The organism is Flavobacterium sp. B167r (assembly GCF_056824315.1).
On sequence record NZ_CP124859.1, the window covers coordinates 1852057 to 1874828 of the forward strand.

Sequence of the window (22772 nt, forward strand, 5' to 3'; positions counted from 1 at the left end):
AATATTTATTGTTTGTATTTGATCCCTATTCCTAAAACGTAACCATTTCCGCTATTGTAGTCGTATATTTTATGGTCACTGCTATCTAGTAAATTGTATTTTTTATTGAAATCATAACCCGCTTTAAAATTTAAAAACCAATTAGGAGCTACATTTCTTTCATATTCTAGAGCCGATGTCATTTGCGATAAAACTGCTTTCTCGGCATTTTTATCTGTATTAGTTGTTTCGTCTAAATGATAAAAATTTCCATTAAAACTATTCGTCAGACTGAATTTGTTTCTTTCATTATTTGAATAAGAAATTTTCGAATCTGGAAATCCAATTTTAAAATCGGTTTCATCATTCATTTTATAATCAAAAGCAACAATCGGCGTGATTTTTGGCGCTCCAAAAATTGTTGTTCTGCCAGCTCCGAGAATTACATTTAATTTCGAATTCAACTGCTGGTTAATCGCTAAACTTCCTAGAACTGTCACATCAGAAATATCCAATTTGCTTTGGAAATTTGCTGTAGGAACAATAGAAAGTTGCCATTTTGTTTTTTCTGTTATTTCAGATGAATATTCAAACTTGTTTTGAACTTGGTTGAATTTTTCTTGATCCGCATAAAAATTATAGGGATTGAAATCGTAATTCACCTTCAAATTAGAATATTCTAACGTGTTCACTATTTTGCTTTTTGTTCCTAGTTTCTTTTGATAAAAAATAGCAATGTTCGTTTCGCTAAAATTTATTTTATCTGTCGGCACAGTTTTGAAATTTACAGCAGCGCTAAAATTTTCCTGAGCTTTTAAACTTGAAAATGAAATCAAAAAAAGAGAACAAATTAAAAACCTTACTTTCATTATTTATTTTATTGGTTCAAAATTAGATGGATGACGCCCTTAAAAAAAAGAAGATATATATATGAGGTGTTTTGATAGACAAAATCGCTGTTTTTAAGGTCGAATTAGAATTTGAACACAGAATTCAGATTATAGATCGTATTGTACAATTTGTAGCTTAAAAAGGCGTGGTAGTATATGTTATAGTGTGTTGCCAAAGTGCGCAATTTATATTTGCTCAAAAATTAAATTATGCACAAGTTTATATTGCTATTGCTTTTTGTACTTACCTTATTTTCATGTGGTACAGATACAGACACTGGAGAATTTACTGTTGGGTCAGATTATCTGGCTTTAAGCAATAAAGTGATTATGATAGATACGGTGACAGTAGAAATGTCAACTATCAATTTTGACTCGCTGGTAACTTCAAACCGAAGTAGAATCTTAATTGGAAATTATGATGATCCTATTTTCGGAAAAGTAAAATCGGATAGCTATTTTCAACTTTCAGGTGGTAGTTATGCATTAAATAGTGCAGGTTCTGACACAGAATCTGTAAATTATGTTTTCGATTCTATCTCGATGATTCTTAAATATGATAAATATTATTATGGAGACACTACAAAAGTTCAAACATTTGATATCCATCGCTTGCTTCAAAAAGTTAAACCTAATACAGACGACAGTAACTTTTATAACAATTCTACTTTAAGTTATAGTTCTGAAAGCTTGGGAAAGATTTCTTTTATACCAAGACCAACCCAAAAGGACTCTATAAATATTAAAATGGATAAAGAATTTGGAGAAGCTCTTTTTCAGAAAATTAAGAAAAGAGAAATTACAGATTTTGACAGTTTTACAGAATATTTAAAAGGACTTGTTTTAGTTCCAGAAACATCTAATTCTTCTAATATTATAGGATTTAGTGCAGGAACCAGTAAAGTGAGATTGTATTATTCAAAATATATGGCCGACGAAGATGAGGTGTCTTATATTCTCGATTTCACAATTGTAGACAAAACAAAACAATTTAATTCTATTTCTTTAGACAAAACAGGAACACTGATTCAAAATCTTCCCATCTCTAGCAGTTATTTATCCAGTAATTTGACCAATAATCAAGGTTTTATTCAGTCAGGAACCGGAGTGGCTTGCAGAGTAGATTTTCCGAATATTAAACAGTTTAAAAACATCTCTACTAACGGAGCTATTGTAAACGCAGAACTAGTTTTAAAACCCGTCAATAATTCTTATTCGGAGAAATATCCACTGGCAGATTCTTTGGCAGTTTACATTGGAGATAATTTAAATCGAATAAGCGGAACTTTAGTAAATTCTGCAGGAACTACTGTTTACGGAATATTGAATAAAAAAAGCGATGAGTTTAATGAAAATATCGGATATACAATTCCGATCGGAACTTTTCTTCAAAAAGAAATGCTTAAGGCAGCCGATTCAAGATCATCTCTCATTTTAACATTACCTACAATTTCTAAAGCTGTTGATAGAATTGTTTTAGGGAATCAGAAAAATGCCGACAATAAAATTCAGCTGAAAATTTATTACATCTCTTACTAAATGAAAAATAAAATTGTTTTATGGAGTTGCTTCATTTTAATGTCGCTGACTTCCTTTTCTCAAAGCATCTCAAGTTCTCCATATTCGCTTTATGGCGTTGGAAGTTTGTATGAATCAGATTTTGGTTATTTGCCCTCAATTGGAGGTTCTGGAATTGCATTGCCTTCAGATACTTTTATTAATAATTTAAATCCAGCATCTTTAGGATTCATGTATCAGAATCATTTCCTTTTTGATATTGGAGGAAAAGCTATTGCTACAACTTATCAGAGCAGTACTCGTTCAGAAAAACGAAATAATTTTCAATTTTCTCACTTGGCTTTTGCTTTTCCAGTTACTAAAAATTCTGGTTTTAGTTTGGCACTTCGCCCGTATTCTAGTTCAGTTTTTAAAATCTCAAATTTAAAACTTCAAATCGCTGATAGTCAAGAATATTATTATGTAACGGCACAAGGATCTGGAGGTTTAAATAATTTGGATTTTTCATACGGTTATAGATTTGGGAAAAAGCTGACAATAGGGGCGACTGCCACGGTACTTTTTGGAAATACAGTTGATGATCGCGCTTTTTTAATTTCGAATGCAGTTACAACCATACACAAAAAAACAGATTATGGTGGAGTGCGTGCAACATTGGGAGCTCAATTCAAAATAGATTCAACGTTCACAATAGGAACTACTGTCAAAGTTCCATCTAAAATAAACGCTTCCAAAGTACAATCGGTAAACAGTATTGCAGATGAAGTCGTGTCTTCAATAGAAACCGACAAAGCTACAGCTACAGACGATTATTATATGCCTCTAGAAATTGGTTTTGGAGCTAGTAAGCGATTTAAAAATAATTTGAATATGACTTTAGATTACGAGAAAAGTTTCTGGAATAACACGAAACAGTCTGATTTATATGGCGAATTTGTAAATCAGGATCGTTTTGCACTTGGTTTCACTTATAGTTCAAAAAAGAATGTAAGAAGATATTGGGATAGAGTAGGATATGCGGCAGGTGTAAATTTTGATAACGGTTATCTTGAAGTCGATAAACAGCGTGTCAATAATGCATCTATTTCTATTGGGTTAAATCTGCCAATTGAAAATACATTTTCATCACTCAATATTTCATATTCTTACGGACAGAAAGGTAGAATTGCAAATGATTTGATAAAAGAAAATTACCATAAAATATCATTCAATTTATCGCTGGACGGAATTTGGTTCGTCAAGCGAAAGTTTGAATAATAATTTAAAAATCTTTTTTGATTACCGGATATTTATATTCTAAAATTGACTCTAAAACTTTTGGGTCTGAGTTAACATAGAATATAGGATCATGATCTGTATTTTCAGAAAAACCAACTTTATCGCGAAGCAGATTTTTAGTCTGACGCGCAACAGCTTCTCCTGAATCTATTATTTTAATATGATCTGGGAGAATTTTTTTTATCTGAGGAATAAGATAAGGGTAGTGGCTGCATCCTAAAACCAAATAATCAATATTAGCTTCAATCATAGGTTGAAGATACGATTCTAATAGCTGAGTCATTTCTGTTGAGTACAAATTACCGTCTTCAATAAGCTGTACAAGTCCGTGGCCAACCTGCTCAATGATTTTAGTATTCTGAAACATTTCGGCAGTCTTATTAAACAACTCGCTGTTAAGAGTTCCTTTTGTAGCTAGAATTCCGATTACTTGTGTTTGAGAGTTATTTGCTGCAGGTTTAATAGCAGGCTCAATTCCAACAAACGGAACATCATAATCTGCACGAAGTTCTAATATGGCATTTGTTGTAGCAGTATTGCAGGCAACAACGATTAATTTGCAATTATTCTCCAGTAAAAATTCTACGTTTTTTTTACTTAATGCAACAATCTCTTCTTTGCTTCTTTGACCGTAAGGCGCATTCTTGCTATCAGCCAGATAAATGGTTTTTTCATTTGGAAGAAGATCATGAATGGCGCTCCAAATGGAAGTTCCGCCAATACCAGAATCAAAAACGCCTACAGGATTATTGTTTGTCATAAAGCAAATTTAGTATTTTTTAGATATAATTCGTTATTCTAAGTTAAATCAAATTTGAAATAATTTCAAAGATTACCTTTAAATTTTTGTAAAAAAAAACTGCTCAAATTATACAAATTGAGCAGTTTAGTTATAGGGATTTAATTTCTTAGAATCCTAAATCTTTTTTAACGTCAGCAGTGATGTTTGGACCATCAGCTAATAATAAAGTAGAACCGTCTAAAATGTATTGGAATCCTTTAGCTTTTCCAACTTTTTGGATAGAAGCTCTAACTTTTTCCATTAAAGGTTTTACGATATCAGTTTCTTTTTGTTGTAATTCTTTTTGAGCATTGTCTCTGTAATCAACAATTCTCTTTTGCATATCTTGAACTTCTTTAGAACGCTCACCGTTTACAGCATCAGTTACAGTTGCAGCTTCAGCTTCGTACTTTTTGATTTTTACTTGATATTCGTCAACCATTTTTTTGTATTCAGCATCATATGTACCACTTAATTTTTGCAGTTGATTTTGAGCATCTAGCATAGCAGGCATTTTTCCCATGATCTCGCTTACATCAACATGTGCTACCTTCGCTTGTGCGTTCATTGTGTTACTTGCTCCTAAAATAAGAATTGCAGCAATTAGTAAAGTTTTGATTTGTTTCATCATTTTTAAAATATTAATTAATTATTGGTCGTATTTGTTTTTTGTGTTTCGGCTTCTTTTGCTTTTTTAGCCGCTTCTCTTTCTTCTATAATTTTCTTTCTTCTTTCTTCCAATTCTTTTTTACGTTGTTCGTAAAGTAATTGTCTTTCTTCTGCTTTTGTCATTTCTGGCTGTTCAGCAGCAGGAGTTTCTCCTGTAACAGGCGATGTGGTTTTAGCTGTAGAACCATTTGCAGCTGGACTCGCTGTTGTTGCGGCAGGAACGGCTGTTGATGTTGCTGTTCCAGAAACCGTGCCATTTTTTTTAGCGTCTCTTTCTTCTTGTAAAGCTTTTCTTCTGTCTTCGTATTCTTTTCTTTTAGCCTCTTGCTCTAATTTTCTATCCTGAATTAACTTTTCTCTAGCAGCTCTTTTTTCATCAAGTGCTTTCTGGCGATCGGCCATTGCTGGATTTTCATCAATTGCATTTTCAATATTCTCTTTAGCTTCCTGCTCTTTCAATTGTTTTTTGGTCAGCTGTTCACGTTTTTCAGTACGGTTTAAAATCCTTAAAACCTGATCGCTAATATCAAATCTTTTATTGCTAAAAAGCATTGTAAGATCTGATGATTTATCAAAAACAAAATCATAGTTTTTTGCTTCTGCTATATCTTGCACAGCAGTAAAAACCTGATCTTGTATAGGCTTCGCTAAAGCTGCTTTTTGTCTCATTAGATTTCCGTCAGAACCAAATTGTTTCTGCTGATAATCCATCATTTCTTGTTCAAGAAACTTAATTTCAGTTTCTCTTTCTTCTATTAATTCCTTTGTCAGTAAAGCTTTTTCTGTTTTTAAGCTTTCTTTTAAATTGTTAATATTTAATTTTTTAGCCTCAACTTCCTGTTTCCACTTTTGAGCTTTTTGCTCTAATTGTGATTTGGCTTCTTTATAATCGGAAACATTTTCTAAAATATATTCCATGTCGATGTAGCCAATTCGAGTAGTCCTTCCTTGTGCCTGACTTGTATTTGCTACAATCAAGGCTAAAAATATAAATAAAAATTGTTTTCTCATAACATAACTTTATTTGATGATTTTTAACCAAACGTAAATTCACTAAAATTGTTGTCCAATGATAAAGTGAGTTTCCCAACCATTAGCTTTTGTTTGTCCTGGAAGAGCATCGAAACCGTAACCAAAGTCGATACCCAATAATCCAAATGCAGGCATGAATACACGTAAACCAGCACCAGCAGAACGATTTAAGTCGAATGGGTTATAATCTTTGAACGTAGGGTATGATGAACCTGCTTCTAAGAACGTTAATGCAAAAATAGAAGCCGATGCTTTTAATGTAATCGGGTAACGTAATTCCATAGAGAATTTGTTGTAAATCGTTGCTCCAATTGCTTCACTATTTGCATTTACAGGAGTTAAAGAGTTGTTTGGATAACCTCTTAACTGAATAGTCTCTCTACCATCCATTGAATAGTTCGCCATACCATCACCCCCTAAGTAAAAACGCTCAAACGGAATTACACCTCTTTCTTGGTTGTAAGCTCCTAAGAAACCAAACTCAGTAAGTGTTCTTAATACTAATTTTCCATAAACTTTAGTGTACCAGTCTCCTTTAAATTTAACTTTATAGTACTCTAGCCAGTTGTATTTTTTCTGATCGACTTTTGCTACATCAGTATCAGCACTTGCATAGTCTGATCCAACACTTACATAACCAGTTGATCCATTTACAGTTTCTGTTTTAACATAATCGCCATTGTTAAGTGGTTTTCCGTCTATACCGCTTCCTGATGTTCCTGTATATTGTGATTTATATTCTTTTTGGTTTTGCAAATCACCATAATCAACTCCATTAAATAATGAGTAAGGAGGTGTAACTTTAGCAGTAATACTAAATTCAGAACCATAAGTAGGGAATATCGGGTTTACCCCTTTATTACTTCTTGAAAGTCCTATAGTATAAGCCAAGTTTCTTGATGCACCATTACCGAAAGTAAACAAACCGGTGTTATAATTATTCAAGTCATAGTGCTGATAACTTACAGATTGTGATAATACGAAGTAGTCATCTGGCACTGTTAATCTTTTTGCTAAACCAACTTGGATTGTAAAAATATTAAAACTTTTGCTTTTATCAACACTTCTAGTAATGTAATTGTTAAGAAATTGCTTACTGTATGAAATAGATGAACTAAACTGTACAGGTTTTTTTCCTCCAAACCAAGGTTCTGAGAAAGATAAACTATAAGTTTGGAAATAGGTACTTCCTTGTAAACGAAGAGCAACTTTTTGTCCGTCTCCCATTGGTAAAGGCTTGTATGCTTCTCTGTCGAAAATTTTACGTGCCGAGAAGTTGTTGAACGAAAGCCCTAATGTACCGATGAAACCTCCACCGCCATAACCTCCTTGAAGTTCGACCTGGCTAGATCCTTTTTCTACTACATTGTATTCAATATCAACAGTTCCAGCTCCAGCATCTACGTTTTTAAATTTAGGATCAATTGCCTCAGGATCGAAGAAACCTAATTGTCCAATCTCACGAATGGTTCTAACTAATTGTTCTTTACTATATTTTTCACCTGGTTTTGTTCTTAACTCACGGTAAATAACGTGGTCATTTGTTTTGTCGTTTCCAACAACAGTAATTTTGTTAAAATAGGCAATAGGACCTTCAGTAACTCTAATCTCAAAATCGATAGTGTCATTAACAGTTCTCACCTCTACAGCATTGATGTTTGAGAACAAATAGCCATTGTTTTGGTATAAATTCGTAATGTCTTCTGCGTCTGGTTTTGTCTTATCAGCTATCCTTTTTTCTAGTAAAACTCCATTGTAAGTTTCCCCTTTTTTGATTCCTAAATAACGGCTTAAAAGTTGATCTGAATAAACAGTATTACCCAAGAATTTAATATTTCCGAAGTAATATTTGTTTCCTTCTTCTACATCAATTTTAATGGCAAGAGTATTTTTTTGCTTGATATATTTTACAGAATCGTAAATAATACGTGCATCACGATATCCTTTTTCTTTATAGGCAGCGATTACTTTTTCTAAGTCAGCTTTGTATTTCTCAGGAATAAATTTAGAAGCTTTAAATACACGAATGAAATTTTTCTGTTTCGTGTCTTTCATTGCGGCGCGCAATTTATTGTCTGTGAGTTGTTTATTTCCAGTAAAATCAATGCTGCTGATTTTTACTTTATCTCCTTTATCGACCCTCACAAGCATGTTAACTTGATGTCCATTGATAGTATCAGGAGTATTGGTAATTGTAACTTTTGTGTTATAATAACCTTCTTTTTTGTATTTGTTTTCGATGTAATTTTTAGTGGTTGTAATTAAGTTTTCGTTGACAATTTTGTTCTTTGTCAAGTTGTTATCCTTAATTAATCCTTCGACTTTACCTTTCTTAATACCAACGAATTTAACCTCATTCAATTTAGGAAGTTCAACGATATCTAGATCTAAATAGATACTATCGTTTTCTACTTTATTAACGTAAAAAGCTATTTCGTCAAATAACCCCAGTTTACCTAATTTTTTAATAGCGCTACTAATTTCTTCTCCAGGCACAGTGATTTCCTGGCCTTTTTGAAGACCTGAAAAGGTTACAACAGTCTGCTCATTGAAGCTTATTTTACCAATGACAGAGACTTTAGCTAGAATATATTTTTTCCCTTGATCAAAAGGAACTCTTTCTTGTGCTTTAATTTGTGAAAAACTACCCAAAAGTAATAGGGTAAAGACTATTTGTATTTTTTTTTGCAACACTAAAAAATTATTTAATTTGTTCACTGGTTTTTCCAAATCTACGTTCTCTTTTTTGATAACTAATAATAGCCTCATATAAATCTTGGTCTTTAAAGTCTGGCCACAAGACATTAGTAAAATACAATTCTGCGTAGGCTATCTGCCATAGCAAAAAATTACTTATTCTATGTTCTCCACTTGTTCGTATTAATAAATCTACGTCAGGTAAATTTTGCGTGTAAAGATGCTCATTTATAATTGAATCGTCAATAGTGTCTATTGAAATTATATTATTTTTAACTTTATCACTAATTGACTTTACGGCATTTACCAATTCTTCTCTAGAGCCGTAGCTTAAAGCGAGAGTAAGAGTTAAGCGAGTATTATTTTTAGTTTTTTCAATAACGTCCAAAAGTTCTTTTTGGGCTGTTTTTGGTAATTTATCAAGATTTCCAATTGCATTTAGGCGTATATTGTTTTCTTGAAGAGTAACTAACTCTTTTTTTAATGAATTGATCAATATTTTCATTAACGCCTGAACCTCAAGTTTTGGGCGATTCCAGTTTTCTGTAGAAAATGCATATAAGGTTAGATACTCAATTCCAAGCCTAGCCGAGGTTTTGATTATATCTTTTACAGATTTTGTTCCATTTTCGTGGCCAAACGCGCGCAAAAAACCTTGTTGTTTTGCCCAGCGTCCGTTACCGTCCATAATAATGGCCAGATGTTTAGGTAAGTTTGTGTGATCTATTGATTCTAGTAAATTCATTTTTTAGTATGCGCAATAGCATGGTTTTTTTCCAAAGGTATATGTTAAAGTCATACCCGAAAAAATATACCAGTCATTATTATTTAAATTTCCAAATTTCATGATATTTGGATTGGTTGTATTTGGATTGCTTCCGTCAATGTTATCCGTAAAAGTATAGCGTGCGCCAACTTCGGCAGCTAAAACAAAACGCGGAGTTATATTAGATTTTATACCTAATATAATAGGTATAGCCATTGAGCTTCGATTTTTTAATTCGTATACGGTATTTGGGCTTGTAGTATATCGGTATAGATTATTGAATAAAAAGTAATTTAGGCCAGTAAACACATAAGGGGTGATTTTTGTGTGATAATCGTGAAGATTAAAATCAAAAAAATTGAATTCTAGACCGCCAGAAAGCTCTTTAATATCATTGTCAAAACGGTAACCTCTCTGATTTCTTCCAGTTTCATCTGATTTGAAGTCGTTTCCGCTAATATTTGATTGTGTGTATGAAAAGCGCCATGCATGTCTAGGACTTCTGTTCCATTTATAAAGAACACCAAAAGCTAGTTTTTCTGGAGCGATATATGCTGTTTTTCCAACATCACCTACAAAGTTGCTTCCGCCAAGAAAAACACCAATCTCATTGATTTGAGCATTAAGTGTAATAAAGGGGAAAAAACATAACAATAAATTAAAAATTTTCTTCATTTAATTAAAAATTGCGTGCAAATATAATAATTATCAATACGAATCAAAGTTCCTTTGGTTAAATGTGCTTTTTTTTCAATTTACATTATGATTTTGAGCCATTTAATGATGATTCACTACATGCAGAACGAGAAAATGTGGTATTATCGTATAGTGAAGAATCAGAAAAGAGTTTAATTTCTTTTATCTTCTCCCCAGAGCAGTTTATTTCTCAAGGTCTTTAAGAAAGTCTCGCCTGGTATTTCAACCATTTTAATTTTGTAATCTGTTTTTTTAATCTTTAAAATAGATTCGTTTTTTACAGAAGAAATTCGCGAATCAAGAGAAACCAAATATTGGTCTTCTCTTCCAGTTACGCGTAGTGTGATTTCTGTATCGTCTGGAATGACAAGTGGTCTGGCGGTTAAATTGTGTGGAGCAATAGGCGTAATTACTAAACTTTTGACATCTGGCGTTAAAATTGGTCCGCCACAGCTTAAAGAATATCCTGTAGAACCGGTTGGCGTAGAAATAATTAATCCGTCAGCCCAATAAGAATTTAAATATTCGTTGTTCAAATAGGTTTCAACGGTAATCATCGAGGTTGTATCTTTTCTACTCACTGTAACTTCGTTCATTGCGAAATTAAGTTCTTTGAAAGCTTCATTATAAGGTTCGCATGTAATTCCCAATAAAGTTCTTTCAGAAGTAGTGTAGTTTTGATCAATGACATATTCTAGTAAACTTTCGATATTTTCTTTCTGAACTTTAGCAAGAAATCCTAATCGTCCAGCATTTATTCCTAATAAAGGAACACCAGAATTACGAACAAAAGCAGCGGCTCTTAAAATCGTTCCGTCACCTCCAATACTAATCAGCATTTCGAAACTATCATCTAAAGCAGTACTTGGCGAAAAAGTTTTGTATTCTTTTTTTATAAGCTGTTTATCATAAAGCATGTTCAGGAAATTTTCTTCAATTACCATTTCAACGTTGTTGGAATTGAAAAATGCGAAAATGTCTTTTATAATAGGTTCAGTGCTATTCTGATAGTATTGTCCGTAAATGGCTATTTTCATTCTTTCTAATTAGAGAATTTGGCAATGAGAAAATTATCTAATTAACTAATTTTCTCATTGGCACATTCATAATTTATATGTTAAGATACTTGTCTAAATAATCTGATCGCTCTTTTAAGCTGTTTATATAGTTGTCTTCTTGATGTTCTGAAATAATTTCGTAACCATATCTTCTATAAGTCTGGATAATTTCATTGATTGCACCTAAGCCAATTTTTACAGTAATCTGAACATTTTCTAAGTCAGCTTCAGAAACAAAACAGCCTAAAACTTTGCCGTTATTGCTTTCTACAATCTGAGTTACCTCACTCATAGAATAATCCAAAAGTCCTTTTTGCACAATAATAATTGCGCCAGGTTCTTTTAAAAATGGAGTTTCCTGAAAAAACTTCATGATGTCTTCCATTTCATAGTATCCTATGTAATTATTGTTTTCATCAAGGATAGGGAGGATGTTAGTGTGATTTTTTGCAAAAACTTCTAAAACATCAAGCCAAATCATCGATTTTCGGGCAAAAAAACGTTCTAAAGTATATTTGTAATCAATCGCTTTTTTATCAATATCAAACGTTTCAACATCATCAGAAGAGATGCTTCCGATAAAAATACCATCTTCTAAAATCGGAAAATGAGAAAAATTTACATCGATAAAAAAGTCCTGAATCGAAGCAATCGTTTCCTGACTGTCAATCGCTCTGAAATCGTTTGTGATATAGTTTATAATTTCTGTCATAAATCAATTGCGGATATTTGATGCAAAATAATCAAAAAATACCGAAAACTGCTCTGTTTTACTTTGTATTTTTGTCGTAACAAATATAAGATTACTAGAATTAATATCTATTTATATGACAAAATTAAGTGTAAATATCAATAAAATAGCAACTCTTCGAAATGCACGAGGCGGAAATGTTCCTGATTTATTAAAAGTAGCCGCAGATATTCAGCGATTTGGAGGGCAAGGAATTACAATTCATCCACGTCCAGATGAGCGCCATATTCGTTACCAGGACGCGCGTGATTTGAAAGCAGTTGTTACCACAGAATATAATATTGAAGGAAATCCGCAACATAATTTTATTGATTTGGTTTTAGAATGTAAACCAGATCAGGTTACTTTGGTTCCAGATGCAATTGGTGCAATAACTTCGTCTGCAGGTTGGGATACCATCAAAAATCAAGAATATTTAACTGAAGTAATTCAGGAATTTCAAAAAAACGGAATTAGAACTTCCATTTTTGTTGATCCAATTTCAGAAATGATTGAAGGCGCTAAAAAAACAGGAACAGATAGGATCGAATTATACACAGAATCTTTTGCGCATCAATATAGTTTAGGAAACGAAAGAGGAATTGATCCTTATACAAAAGCTGCAATATTGGCAAATGAATTAGGTTTAGGAATCAATGCAGGACATGATTTGAGTTTAGATAATATTAAATTTTTCAAAGAAAATATACCAGGCTTATTAGAAGTTTCTATTGGCCATGCTTTAATTTCAGAGGCACTTTATCTAGGTTTGGATAATACTGTTAATATGTATTTAAATAAATTGAAATAATATTCAGCTTAAAAACAATTATAACCTATATAATTGGGTTATAATTGTTTATTTTCGCACTTTTCTTATTAAAACCAAGTGTCGAAAATAGTTACCTTCTTCTTCTGTTTTATCTGTTTTTCTGGTGTATTTGCGCAATCAAAGGCCACTATTTCGGGTAATATAAAATCTTCTGAAAATGAAAATTTAGTTGGCGCAACTTTAGTTTTTGCATCAAACGATTCTCAAGTTTTTTCCACAGCCGATTCTTTTGGCAATTTTTCGGAAACTATTCCTTTAGGGCAAGTAAAAATTAAAATCGATCAAACAGGATATATTCCACAAAACATTCAATTTGAAGTGAAGAAAGATACTTTCATTTCAATTATTTTAGAAAAAGACATAGCGCATTTAAAAGAAGTTGTGATTGCTAACAATAAAAAAAATGCAATAACAAATCTTTCTAACGGAAAACTTTCTTTTAATGTGAAAGAATTATCGGCTGTTCCAAGTGTTATGGGGACAACGGATATTCTGAAAATTTTGCAGTTAACTCCTGGCGTTCAAAATTCGGGTGACGCAAATGGCTATTTTTATGTGAGAGGAGGAGATCCTGGCCATAATGCAATCTTGTATAACGGAACTCCGATTTATGGAATGTCTCATTTGCTAGGAATTTTTCCTTTTTATAATGCAGATCATATAAAAGATGTGGAGTTTGATAAATCAAGTTCGAATGCAAAATATGGCGGAAGATTAAGCTCTACAACTTTGCTGAATTCAAATAGAAAAATGCCTTCAGAATTTGGCATTCAAGGAAACGTAGGTATTTTGGCTTCTCAATTAAGTCTTGCTGTTCCGTTAAATGATAAAAATGCATTTTATATTTCTGGAAGAAAAACATACATTGATGAAATCGTTGGGCCAATATTAAAATCAGGATCAAAAAACAAAGATGTTAAGGATATGAAATATGGTTTTTCTGATGCCAATTTTACTTTCCTTTCTCAATTGTCTAAAAATAATTCGTTTGTTGTTGAAGCATTTGCCAGTGGCGATGAATTAAAAATAAAAGATGATAATCTAGCACTTAGAACGAGTTTAAAATGGAGTAATTTTACCATATCTCCCTCTTTGAACACCACAATTTCGCCGAATGTCAGCATGTCAAATGCGGTTTATTTTAGCCAATATTCTAATGATTTGAACATGGAACAGGCTACAATTCAATTTGCAGTTTCTTCCTATGTGAAAGATTTCGGATTTTCCAATTCGGTGAAATATTCAATAAAAAACATTCCTGTAGAATCTGGTCTGCAATATGTTTATCATAATTTACAGCCGCAAAAAGTAAATGTTGACAATTTTGCAACAATCGATAATGAGTCTCCAAAAATTATTAATGCTAATGAAGCAGCTGTTTTTACTACATTAAAACCTAAATTATCAGAAAAGCTATATGCAGATTTAGGACTTAGAATTAATTATTATGCATCTGGAGCAGATTCTTATTTGCATTTTCAGCCGCGCTTAGTTTTGAATTATTTGCCAACTGAGAAATATTCTTTTTATGCTTCTTACAATAAGCAGTATCAGTATTTAAGTTTGGTCACTACTTCGAGTGTGGGAATTCCGACTGATTTTTGGATTGCAAGTTCTGATGGAATAAAACAGCAATCGTCAAATGAATTTTCTATCGGTTCCAATCAAAATTTATCAAAAAATTGGTCGTCTTCATTGGGAGGATTTTATCGTTTGATGAAAGATTTACTCGAATATCCTTATGGTGTTACGCAATTTAATGAAGTTACAACTTTCAAAAACGATTTGTATGTTGGAGAAGGAAAGGCTTACGGGTTTGAAACGATGGTTAAAAAAAGCAACGGAAAATTTACTGGTTGGCTGAGTTACACGTTAAGTTGGTCTGATCGAAATTTTGACGAATTGAATAATGGCAAAACTTATTTTGCGAAATACGATAGACGTCATAATCTCTCTTTGGTCGGAATGTATGATTTGAATTCAAAATGGAATTTTGGACTTACTCAAGTATTCAGTTCTGGAAATCGATTTACAATGCCTACTTCATGGTATTTCATCAACAATAATCCGGTTAAAGAATATTCAGGATATAATAATGCACAAATGCCTAATTATATTCGAACAGATATTTCGGCTAATTACTATTTTATCAAAACGGCTAAAAAAGAAAGCGCATTAAACTTTTCAATTTATAACACTTTTAATATTGGAAATCCGATTTACGTAGTTTTGGATGTTGAAGTAAATAAAAATAAAGATAAAGTAGTGGTGAAGCAGGAAGAAAAAGTATTATATCGAATATTGCCTTCAGTTAGCTGGAGATTTAAATTTTAAAAGCATGAAAAAGCATTTACTCTTTCTATTGGGTTTAATTTTAGTAAGCTGTTCAAATGATAATTTTAGCAGTGAGAAAAGCTTGGAATCTAAAATTGTTGTGGAAGGCTGGATTGAAGAAGGCGATTTTGCAAATGTTCTTTTGTCAAGCAGTATTCCAGTTACAGATGTAATTGATTCGACAAATGTATTGAATCGCGTAATTAGGTCCGCAAAAATCACAATTTCAGACGGGCAAAATTCAGAGGTTTTAAGGGTTAAAAATGATAAAAACCGAATACCGCCGTTTGTCTATTTTGGTTCTGTAATAAAAGGTGAGGCTGGAAAAGAATATTCATTAAAAATAGAATATTTAAATCGTGTTGTTACAGCGGTAACAAGAGTTCCAGAAACGGTAACGTTAAAAAGCGCGGAGTATATAAAAACAAATCCTTCTGATACGACTGGCTATGTGTTTGTGAAATTTGATGATCCGCCGAGCCAGAAAAACTATTACCAGCTAGCAACAAGAATTGAAAAAGAAGAACCTATTTTTGTACCTGCTTTTTATGGCAATTTGGATGATAAAAATTTTAAGGAATCTTCAGTTTCACTTCAAATTAATAGAGGCGTCTTACTTTTTCCTAAAACTAAATTTACACCCTATTTCTCTGACGGAGATTTGATTCATGTAAAATTAAGAACTCAAACCAAAGAATCTTTAGACTTTTGGAACAGTTGGCAAAATGAAATTGTGAATAGTCAGAATCCAATTTATCCAGCGAACATCAGTTTGAAATCAAATATAAATGGAGGAATAGGAATTTGGGCCGGATATGGGCAAAGCACTATAACTGTAGAAACTCCTCCTAAAAAACAAAAGCCGATTTGAATTACTCAAATCGGCTTTTAAATTTATTGTACTTTAAAAGTATTATTTATCGAAAGCTGCAATAAAATCCTCGAATTTAGCTTCAAATTTATCAAAACCTTCAGAGAAATACACGCTCATTTGAACTTCTGTATTATCGCTAAATTTTAAGTAATAAACTTCATCTAAATATGGTTGTGAAAATATCTCGCCTTCATTGCTCCATTGCCAATATTTGTATTCTGCGTCCCAAACTGGTAAATGTCTTTGGTAAGCTCCATCTTGCTCAGAATGTTGAACGATGTCAGCGATTTTAGTTCCATCTTTTTTAGAAACTAAACTTAATTTTAAGTTTTTGTTGAAATTAGCTGCAGTACCTTCAGAGATTTTTTTCTCATATGCATTTAAAGCAGTGTAGAATGCTTTAAAATCACTTTTAGCATCGTAATAACTTGGCTCAGTTGGGCGAACGTTACCTTTTTCTAAAGCAGCATCGTCAGTAGCTTCTGTAGCTAAATCCATATTAGCAACAATTACAAAATTGTCCATTAATTGGATTAATCCATTAGCTTTTCCTCTGTATTGAACAAGTTCATCGTTATCAATTAATTTGTCGATTTCAGCAGAGCTTCCAGCGTTAAATGTAATTAAATTTTTTCCATTGTAAGAAAGTGTAGCTTTTGAAGTATTTGTAGTCGCTTTTGCACCGCTCATTTCCCATGAATAACCATCATTTACGCTCATTTTGTATGAGAATTCAGTTGGCACTTCTTTTCCATTAGCATACTTTGCAGTTTGACTAATTACAGCAGCTTCTTTACTATCGATTGTTAAAGTTGCGTCTGAAGTATTAGGAAGGAAGAACCAATCGTTTACTTCTACAGTTCCGTTTCCACTATAAATATAACTGTCATTGTATTTTACTTTAATGTCAGAAGAAGTGCTTTTAGTAGATAAAATTGCATTGTTTGCAGTTTGAGATTCCTTAGCAGGGAAAACAAATTTCAATTCAGTTGTTGAAGCAGTTTTAATCCATTTTTTTCCAGCATTATCCCAAGTGTAAACACCGTAAACACCAGATACATTTAAGATATCTTCAACTTCATTGTCATTTTTTCCGTTAAAAATATCAATGCTGCTTACATCAAGTAGACGATTTAAATTCTCTAAAGCTTCGACTGCGCTAGAAGATTTAGATTTGTCTAATTGAACCAGCATTTCATTAGCTTCTGCTTCTAATTTAATCTTTTGCTCAGCAGGAGTCAATTTAGAATACGGCTGTTTTGCCAAGTTTGCAATTTGCTCTTCAAGAGTTAATTCTTTTTCTGGTTCTGTTGTTGGATCGTCATTGTCACTAGAACAAGAGATTGCTAGTTGTGAAACAACTAACGACATTAAAATAATTTTTTTAATCATGATTTTGGTATTAAAAAATTAAAGGTTGAAATTTTGGCGAAAGTACCGAATGTTTTCTACATAACTTTACGGCTTTCCGTAAAAAACTGTAAATTTTTCTTTATTAAATAAAATATAAAAAGATTTACCATTAGAACTCATTCACTTACGGATTAAAATGGATAAGTTAACTACATTTGTAATTATAATTTTTTTTAAAAGTAAATAGATGTTATACTCAAAAATAGAAGGCGAAGGAAAACCATTTGTCATAATGCACGGATTTCTAGGAATGTCTGATAACTGGAAAACTTTGGCAGGACAATATGTAGAAGCTGGATTTCAAGTTCATATTTTAGATTTAAGAAACCACGGACGCAGTTTTCATTCAGATGAATGGAGTTATGAAGCGATGGTTCAAGATGTGTACGAATATTGTCAGGCAAATAATCTGACTCGAATTGATATTCTTGGACATTCGATGGGAGGAAAAGTGGCTATGCTTTTTGCAACGACACACCCCGAGATTGTAGATAAGTTAATTGTGGCAGATATTGGACCGAGATTTTACAAACAGCATCATCAGGATATTTTGGCGGGATTAAATGCAGTTGATTTTTCTGTAAAACCAAGTAGAAATGATGTTGAGGCAATTTTAGCGGAATATGTTTCAGATTTTGGAACACGTCAGTTTTTATTGAAAAATCTATATTGGAAAGAACCAGGACAATTGGCTTTTAGATTTTATTTGGAAGCTTTTAATAATAACCTTGATGCAATTGGAAAACCTTTGGCAGAAGGTTTGGTTTTTGATAAACCTACATTGTTTATTCGCGGAGGAAATTCGGGTTACATTCAAGATGGAGATCTGGAGGAAATTCGTCTGCATTTTCCAGATTTAAAACTAGAAACAATTCCAAATGCAGGTCACTGGCTTCATGCCGAAAATCCGCAGCTATTTTTTGAATTTACAACGATGTTTTTAAAAGAATAAAAGAGTTTTGATAAAAAATTATTACTTTTAAATAAATTTTTAAACCTTAAAAACTATGAAATTATTACTTAGACTTCTTGTTACGGCTGCCTTGGTTTTGTTATTGTCTAACATTCTAACTGGTGTTACGGTTCCTAGTTTTGGAAAGGCAGTAATCGTTGCAATAGTTTTGGGTCTTCTAAATGTCTTTATAAAACCAATTTTAGTAGTTTTAACTTTGCCGGTAACAGTCGTTACGTTAGGCTTGTTTTTATTGGTTATAAATGCTTTAATGATTATATTTTGTACTTATATAGTAGGCGGTTTTAAAGTCGATTCATTTTTGACAGCATTAATATTCAGTGTAATTTTATCAATTCTGCAATCAATCACTTATAAAATACTCGGAGACGATAAATAAAACAAATTGAGCAGATTAAAACTGCTTCAAATACAATAGATTAAAAACTTGGTTGGGTTGCAAAAATTTTATAATTTTGCAACCCAATTTTATTATGTAAATTAAAGAAGAAGATGGATATTAAAAGAGTAGCAATAGACGCTGTTAACGAGACGATTGTTATGAACGTTGTTCATATGGATTATAAAGGTCAAGTAGCAAAAAGAATTAACGAAAAAATGCCTTTAGCGCAAGTAAAAGGATTTAGAAAAGGGGCAGTGCCTAAAGATCTTGTTGAAAAACAATACGGAAAAAGTATTAAACAAGAAGAGATTAAAAAAGTAGTTGATTTGGCTTTAGAGCGTTATATTCAATCTGAAAGATTGAATCTTTTAGGAACTCCTCTTGCTAAAGAAGACGCAAATATTAACTGGGATGCAGAAGAATTAACTTTTGAATTCGAAATTGGTTTAGTGCCAAACTTCGAAATTGATTTAGAAGCTAAAAATGATATCGTAAAATATATCGTTACTGCTGATGATAAATTAATCGACGGACAAGTAGAGCGTATCCAAAAACAATTTGGAAAAGCAATTCCTCAAGATAAAGTTGAAGCTGATTCAGATTTAACTGGAACTTTCTCAAACGAAGAAAACGGAATCAATAACACTACGACAATTTCAGTTGGAGCTTTCAGTAAAGAAGCTGGAAAAAAATTCGTAGGTAAAAAAGTTGGAGATGTTGTTACAGTAAGCACAAAAGGTTTATTTGATGACGATCACCAATTAATGGATTACTTAAAAGTAAGTCATGAAGGTGTTCACGGTTTAGATGTTGAAGTAAACTTCACAATCGAGGCAATCAACGGTTCTGAGCCAGCTGAATTAAACCAAGAATTATTTGATAAACTTTTTGGTGAAGGAAATGTAGCTTCTTTAGAAGACTTAAAAGCTAAAATTAAAGAAGATGCTGAGGCGCAATTTGCACAGCAAGCAGACCAAAAATTATTATTAGATGTTCAAGATTTCTTAATCGAGAACACTAAATTTGATTTACCAGCTTCATTCCTTAAAAAATGGTTGCAAACTGTTGGAGAGAAAAAATTAACTCCAGAAGAGGCTGAAGTAGAATATGCAAGATCTGAAAAAGGTTTGCGTTTCCAATTAATCGAAGGAAAAGCATTAGCTCAAAGTAATATCCAAATTAATTTTGAAGATTTGAAAGAGTTTACATCAAACGCTATCAGACAGCAAATGGCTCAATTTGGTCAAACAAACCCAACTGAGGAAGAAGTTCAAGGAATCGTGGCTAGAGTTTTATCTAACCAAGACGAAGTGAAAAGACTTTCTGAGCAAGTTGTAGCAGCTAAAATGTTAGATATCTTCAAAGAAAAAGCTAACCCAACAACTAAAGAGGTTACTTACGAAGAATTTATCGCTGCATCTTACGGAGAATAAATTTTAGACTGAAAGTAGAAAGTTATAAGGTCGAAAGTTAAGAAATATACTTTTTTAAAAATTAAGATTTTATTACAGAAACTGAAAGATAAAAATAATTATATTTGAACGTCAATGGAAGTTTTTCTTCTGTTGACGTTCTTTTTTTGTTTCAAGTTTCAGGTTGGTAAAAGTTTCTAAAAAAACTTAGAATCTTAGCGACTTAGAATCTTAGCATCTTAAAAAAGAAGACAAATTGGCATCCTTTATAAAAAGGTATGAACTTTGTTTTATCCGTTTAAGTCAGTTTCTGACTTTAGACTTTTCAACTTTAAACTAAAAATATGAACTACGGTAAAGAATTCAAAAAATTTGCTACAAAGCACCAAGGAGTAAACGCAATGTATTACGATAAAATCGTAGCAGCAATGACTCCAACAAACATGACTCCATATATTATCGAAGAGCGCCAATTGAATATTTCTCAATTAGATGTTTTCTCAAGATTAATGATGGACAGAATCATCTTTTTAGGAACAGGTATCGACGATCAAATCGCAAATATCGTTCAAGCTCAGCTATTATTCTTAGAAAGTGCTGATGCTTCAAAAGATATTCAAATTTATTTAAACTCTCCAGGAGGAAGTGTTTATGCAGGTTTAGGAATTTATGATACAATGCAATATATCAAACCAGATGTAGCCACAATCTGTACAGGAATGGCAGCTTCTATGGGAGCAGTTTTATTATGTGCAGGAGCAGCAGGAAAACGTTCTGCATTGCCTCACTCAAGAGTAATGATTCACCAGCCATCTGGAGGGGCACAAGGAGTTGCAACAGATATGGAAATCAACTTACGTGAGATGCTGAAATTAAAAGATGAATTGTACAACATTATTTCTCAACACTCTGGTCAGACTTTCGAAAGAGTTCACAAAGACAGCGAGCGTGATTACTGGATGAAAGCTGATGAAGCAAAAGAGTACGGAATGATCGATGAAGTGTTAAGAAGAGGATAATTCAATTCTTAAAGTTAAAGTTTGTTTCAGGTTTAAAGATTCAGGTTAATCAAGCAACTTGGAACTTTAAACCTGAAACTTTAAACAAAAAAATAAAAATATTAAGCTGTAAAGAGCTAAGTTTTTAAGTTTTAGGTCAAAAAGCTCAGAAACTTAGTATCTTTGCAGCTTAGTAACATAAATAGAATGGCAAAAGTAGTATTAGAATGTTCGTTTTGTGGAAGAAAAAAGCCAGAAACTAATTTATTAATTGCGGGTATCAATGCGCACATTTGTGATAAATGTATTGAACAAGCACACGGAATTGTTTTAGAAGAATTAAAATCTAGCGGAAGCGCAAAACTGGTTGGAGACTTAATTTTAAAGAAACCAAAAGAAATCAGAGCTTTCTTAGATCAATATGTTATTGGTCAAGATCAAACTAAAAAAGTAATGTCAGTTGCAGTTTACAATCACTACAAGCGTTTGATGCAGCAGCAATTAGACGATGAAGTTGAGATTGAAAAAAGTAACATCATCATGGTTGGTCAAACCGGAACAGGAAAAACATTAGTAGCAAAAACGATTGCTAAAATGTTAGACGTTCCGTTGGCAATTGTTGATGCAACTGTTTTAACAGAAGCTGGTTATGTTGGAGAAGACGTTGAAAGTATTTTGACGCGTTTACTTCAAGCTGCAGATTATGACGTAGCAAAAGCAGAAAGAGGAATCGTATTTATTGACGAAATTGATAAAATTGCTCGTAAAAGCGATAATCCGTCTATAACTCGTGACGTTTCTGGAGAAGGTGTTCAGCAAGCATTATTGAAATTATTGGAAGGAACAGTTGTAAACGTACCGCCAAAAGGAGGACGTAAACACCCAGACCAAAAATTTGTTGAGGTAAATACTCAAAACATCTTATTTATTGCTGGTGGAGCTTTTGATGGAGTAGAGCGTATTATTTCAAAACGTTTAAACCGTCAGGCAGTTGGTTACTCAACTTCTAAAAATGTAGACAATATTGATAAAGATAATTTGTTGCAATATATTATCCCCAAAGATATTAAAGACTTTGGTTTGATTCCTGAAATTATTGGTCGTCTGCCAGTTTTAACTCACATGGATCCTTTGGATAAAGAAACGCTTCGTGCAATTTTGACACAACCAAAAAATGCATTGATCAAACAATATCAGAAATTATTCGCAATGGATGATGTTGAATTTACGATTACAGACGAGGCTCTAGATTTTATTGTAGATAAAGCTTTAGAATATAAACTTGGTGCTCGTGGATTACGTTCTTTATGCGAGGCAATCTTAACAGATGCAATGTACGAACTGCCAACTTCAGACGATACAAGTTTGACAATCGACAAAGAATATGCAGAACATACATTAAGTAAAAACTTATTGAAGCGTATGGAAATTGCTTCTTAATTATTGAAAATATATTTTCT

Annotated in this window: 20 protein-coding genes; 10 read left to right on the top strand and 10 right to left on the bottom strand. The window is 32.6% G+C overall.

The annotated features are described in order from the left end of the window. Nucleotides 1-5 precede the first annotated feature (5 nt). The gene (locus tag QLQ96_RS08290; protein WP_482496230.1) at nucleotides 6-848 is read right to left on the bottom strand and encodes a DUF6268 family outer membrane beta-barrel protein; all 843 of its coding nucleotides are present in this window, start codon (nucleotides 846-848) and stop codon (nucleotides 6-8) included. A 231-nt stretch (nucleotides 849-1079) separates the two neighbouring features. Between QLQ96_RS08290 and QLQ96_RS08295 the strand changes: the two genes are divergently transcribed. After that, nucleotides 1080-2408, top strand: coding sequence for a DUF4270 family protein (locus tag QLQ96_RS08295; protein ID WP_482496231.1), 1329 nt, complete (start codon nucleotides 1080-1082; stop codon nucleotides 2406-2408). Continuing rightward, the gene (bamG, locus tag QLQ96_RS08300) at nucleotides 2409-3644 is read left to right on the top strand and encodes a BamG family beta-barrel-assembly machinery protein (RefSeq protein ID WP_482496232.1); all 1236 of its coding nucleotides are present in this window, start codon (nucleotides 2409-2411) and stop codon (nucleotides 3642-3644) included. 4 nt (nucleotides 3645-3648) lie between these two features. Here bamG and murI read toward each other — a convergent pair whose 3' ends face one another. The 8 genes from murI to QLQ96_RS08340 form a co-directional block, all read right to left on the bottom strand. Further along, nucleotides 3649-4425: a glutamate racemase gene (gene murI, locus QLQ96_RS08305; protein WP_482496233.1), complete on the bottom strand. Its 777-nt coding sequence runs from the start codon at nucleotides 4423-4425 to the stop codon at nucleotides 3649-3651. 148 nt (nucleotides 4426-4573) lie between these two features. Continuing rightward, nucleotides 4574-5077, bottom strand: coding sequence for an OmpH/Skp family outer membrane protein (locus QLQ96_RS08310; protein ID WP_379699214.1), 504 nt, complete (start codon nucleotides 5075-5077; stop codon nucleotides 4574-4576). Nucleotides 5078-5091: 14 nt separating this feature from the next. Next, complete coding sequence (locus QLQ96_RS08315; RefSeq protein ID WP_482496234.1) at nucleotides 5092-6126, bottom strand: OmpH/Skp family outer membrane protein; 1035 nt, start codon at nucleotides 6124-6126, stop codon at nucleotides 5092-5094. A gap of 42 nt (nucleotides 6127-6168) precedes the next feature. Continuing rightward, complete coding sequence (locus QLQ96_RS08320; protein WP_482496235.1) at nucleotides 6169-8916, bottom strand: BamA/OMP85 family outer membrane protein; 2748 nt, start codon at nucleotides 8914-8916, stop codon at nucleotides 6169-6171. After that, nucleotides 8849-9589: an isoprenyl transferase gene (locus QLQ96_RS08325; RefSeq protein WP_482496236.1), complete on the bottom strand. Its 741-nt coding sequence runs from the start codon at nucleotides 9587-9589 to the stop codon at nucleotides 8849-8851. Before QLQ96_RS08325 ends, QLQ96_RS08320 begins: the two co-directional genes overlap by 68 nt. Before the next feature lie 3 nt (nucleotides 9590-9592). Further along, nucleotides 9593-10285 carry a type IX secretion system protein PorG gene (gene porG, locus QLQ96_RS08330; protein WP_482496237.1) on the bottom strand — a complete coding sequence of 231 codons (693 nt, stop codon included), beginning with the start codon at nucleotides 10283-10285 and terminating at the stop codon, nucleotides 9593-9595. Between the two features lie 173 nt (nucleotides 10286-10458). Further along, nucleotides 10459-11343 carry an NAD kinase gene (locus QLQ96_RS08335; RefSeq protein ID WP_482496238.1) on the bottom strand — a complete coding sequence of 295 codons (885 nt, stop codon included), beginning with the start codon at nucleotides 11341-11343 and terminating at the stop codon, nucleotides 10459-10461. 73 nt (nucleotides 11344-11416) lie between these two features. After that, a complete protein-coding gene (locus tag QLQ96_RS08340) occupies nucleotides 11417-12076 on the bottom strand; it encodes a CBS domain-containing protein (RefSeq protein ID WP_482496239.1) in 660 nt (219 codons plus the stop codon). A gap of 115 nt (nucleotides 12077-12191) precedes the next feature. On the opposite strand from QLQ96_RS08340, the gene QLQ96_RS08345 reads away from it, so the two are divergent. From QLQ96_RS08345 to QLQ96_RS08355, 3 genes are all read left to right on the top strand, one after another. Beyond that, entirely contained in the window at nucleotides 12192-12905 is a 714-nt protein-coding gene (locus QLQ96_RS08345) for a pyridoxine 5'-phosphate synthase (RefSeq protein WP_482496240.1), read from the top strand. A 78-nt stretch (nucleotides 12906-12983) separates the two neighbouring features. Further along, nucleotides 12984-15260 carry a TonB-dependent receptor plug domain-containing protein gene (locus QLQ96_RS08350; protein ID WP_482496241.1) on the top strand — a complete coding sequence of 759 codons (2277 nt, stop codon included), beginning with the start codon at nucleotides 12984-12986 and terminating at the stop codon, nucleotides 15258-15260. A 4-nt stretch (nucleotides 15261-15264) separates the two neighbouring features. After that, nucleotides 15265-16131, top strand: coding sequence for a DUF4249 domain-containing protein (locus QLQ96_RS08355; RefSeq protein ID WP_482496242.1), 867 nt, complete (start codon nucleotides 15265-15267; stop codon nucleotides 16129-16131). Between the two features lie 42 nt (nucleotides 16132-16173). On the opposite strand, the gene QLQ96_RS08360 is transcribed toward QLQ96_RS08355, so the two are convergent. Continuing rightward, nucleotides 16174-17526, bottom strand: coding sequence for a hypothetical protein (locus tag QLQ96_RS08360; RefSeq protein ID WP_482496243.1), 1353 nt, complete (start codon nucleotides 17524-17526; stop codon nucleotides 16174-16176). Nucleotides 17527-17734: 208 nt separating this feature from the next. On the opposite strand from QLQ96_RS08360, the gene QLQ96_RS08365 reads away from it, so the two are divergent. From QLQ96_RS08365 to clpX, 5 genes are all read left to right on the top strand, one after another. Beyond that, a complete protein-coding gene (locus QLQ96_RS08365; RefSeq protein ID WP_482496244.1) occupies nucleotides 17735-18499 on the top strand; it encodes an alpha/beta fold hydrolase in 765 nt (254 codons plus the stop codon). 55 nt (nucleotides 18500-18554) lie between these two features. Continuing rightward, the gene (locus tag QLQ96_RS08370) at nucleotides 18555-18899 is read left to right on the top strand and encodes a phage holin family protein (protein ID WP_482496245.1); all 345 of its coding nucleotides are present in this window, start codon (nucleotides 18555-18557) and stop codon (nucleotides 18897-18899) included. A gap of 113 nt (nucleotides 18900-19012) precedes the next feature. Further along, a complete protein-coding gene (locus QLQ96_RS08375; protein WP_482496246.1) occupies nucleotides 19013-20335 on the top strand; it encodes a trigger factor in 1323 nt (440 codons plus the stop codon). 323 nt (nucleotides 20336-20658) lie between these two features. Beyond that, nucleotides 20659-21333, top strand: a complete 675-nt coding sequence (gene clpP, locus QLQ96_RS08380; protein WP_482496247.1) for an ATP-dependent Clp endopeptidase proteolytic subunit ClpP — start codon at nucleotides 20659-20661, stop codon at nucleotides 21331-21333. A 186-nt stretch (nucleotides 21334-21519) separates the two neighbouring features. Then, nucleotides 21520-22752, top strand: a complete 1233-nt coding sequence (clpX, locus tag QLQ96_RS08385) for an ATP-dependent Clp protease ATP-binding subunit ClpX (RefSeq protein WP_482496248.1) — start codon at nucleotides 21520-21522, stop codon at nucleotides 22750-22752. Nucleotides 22753-22772: the final 20 nt, after the last annotated feature.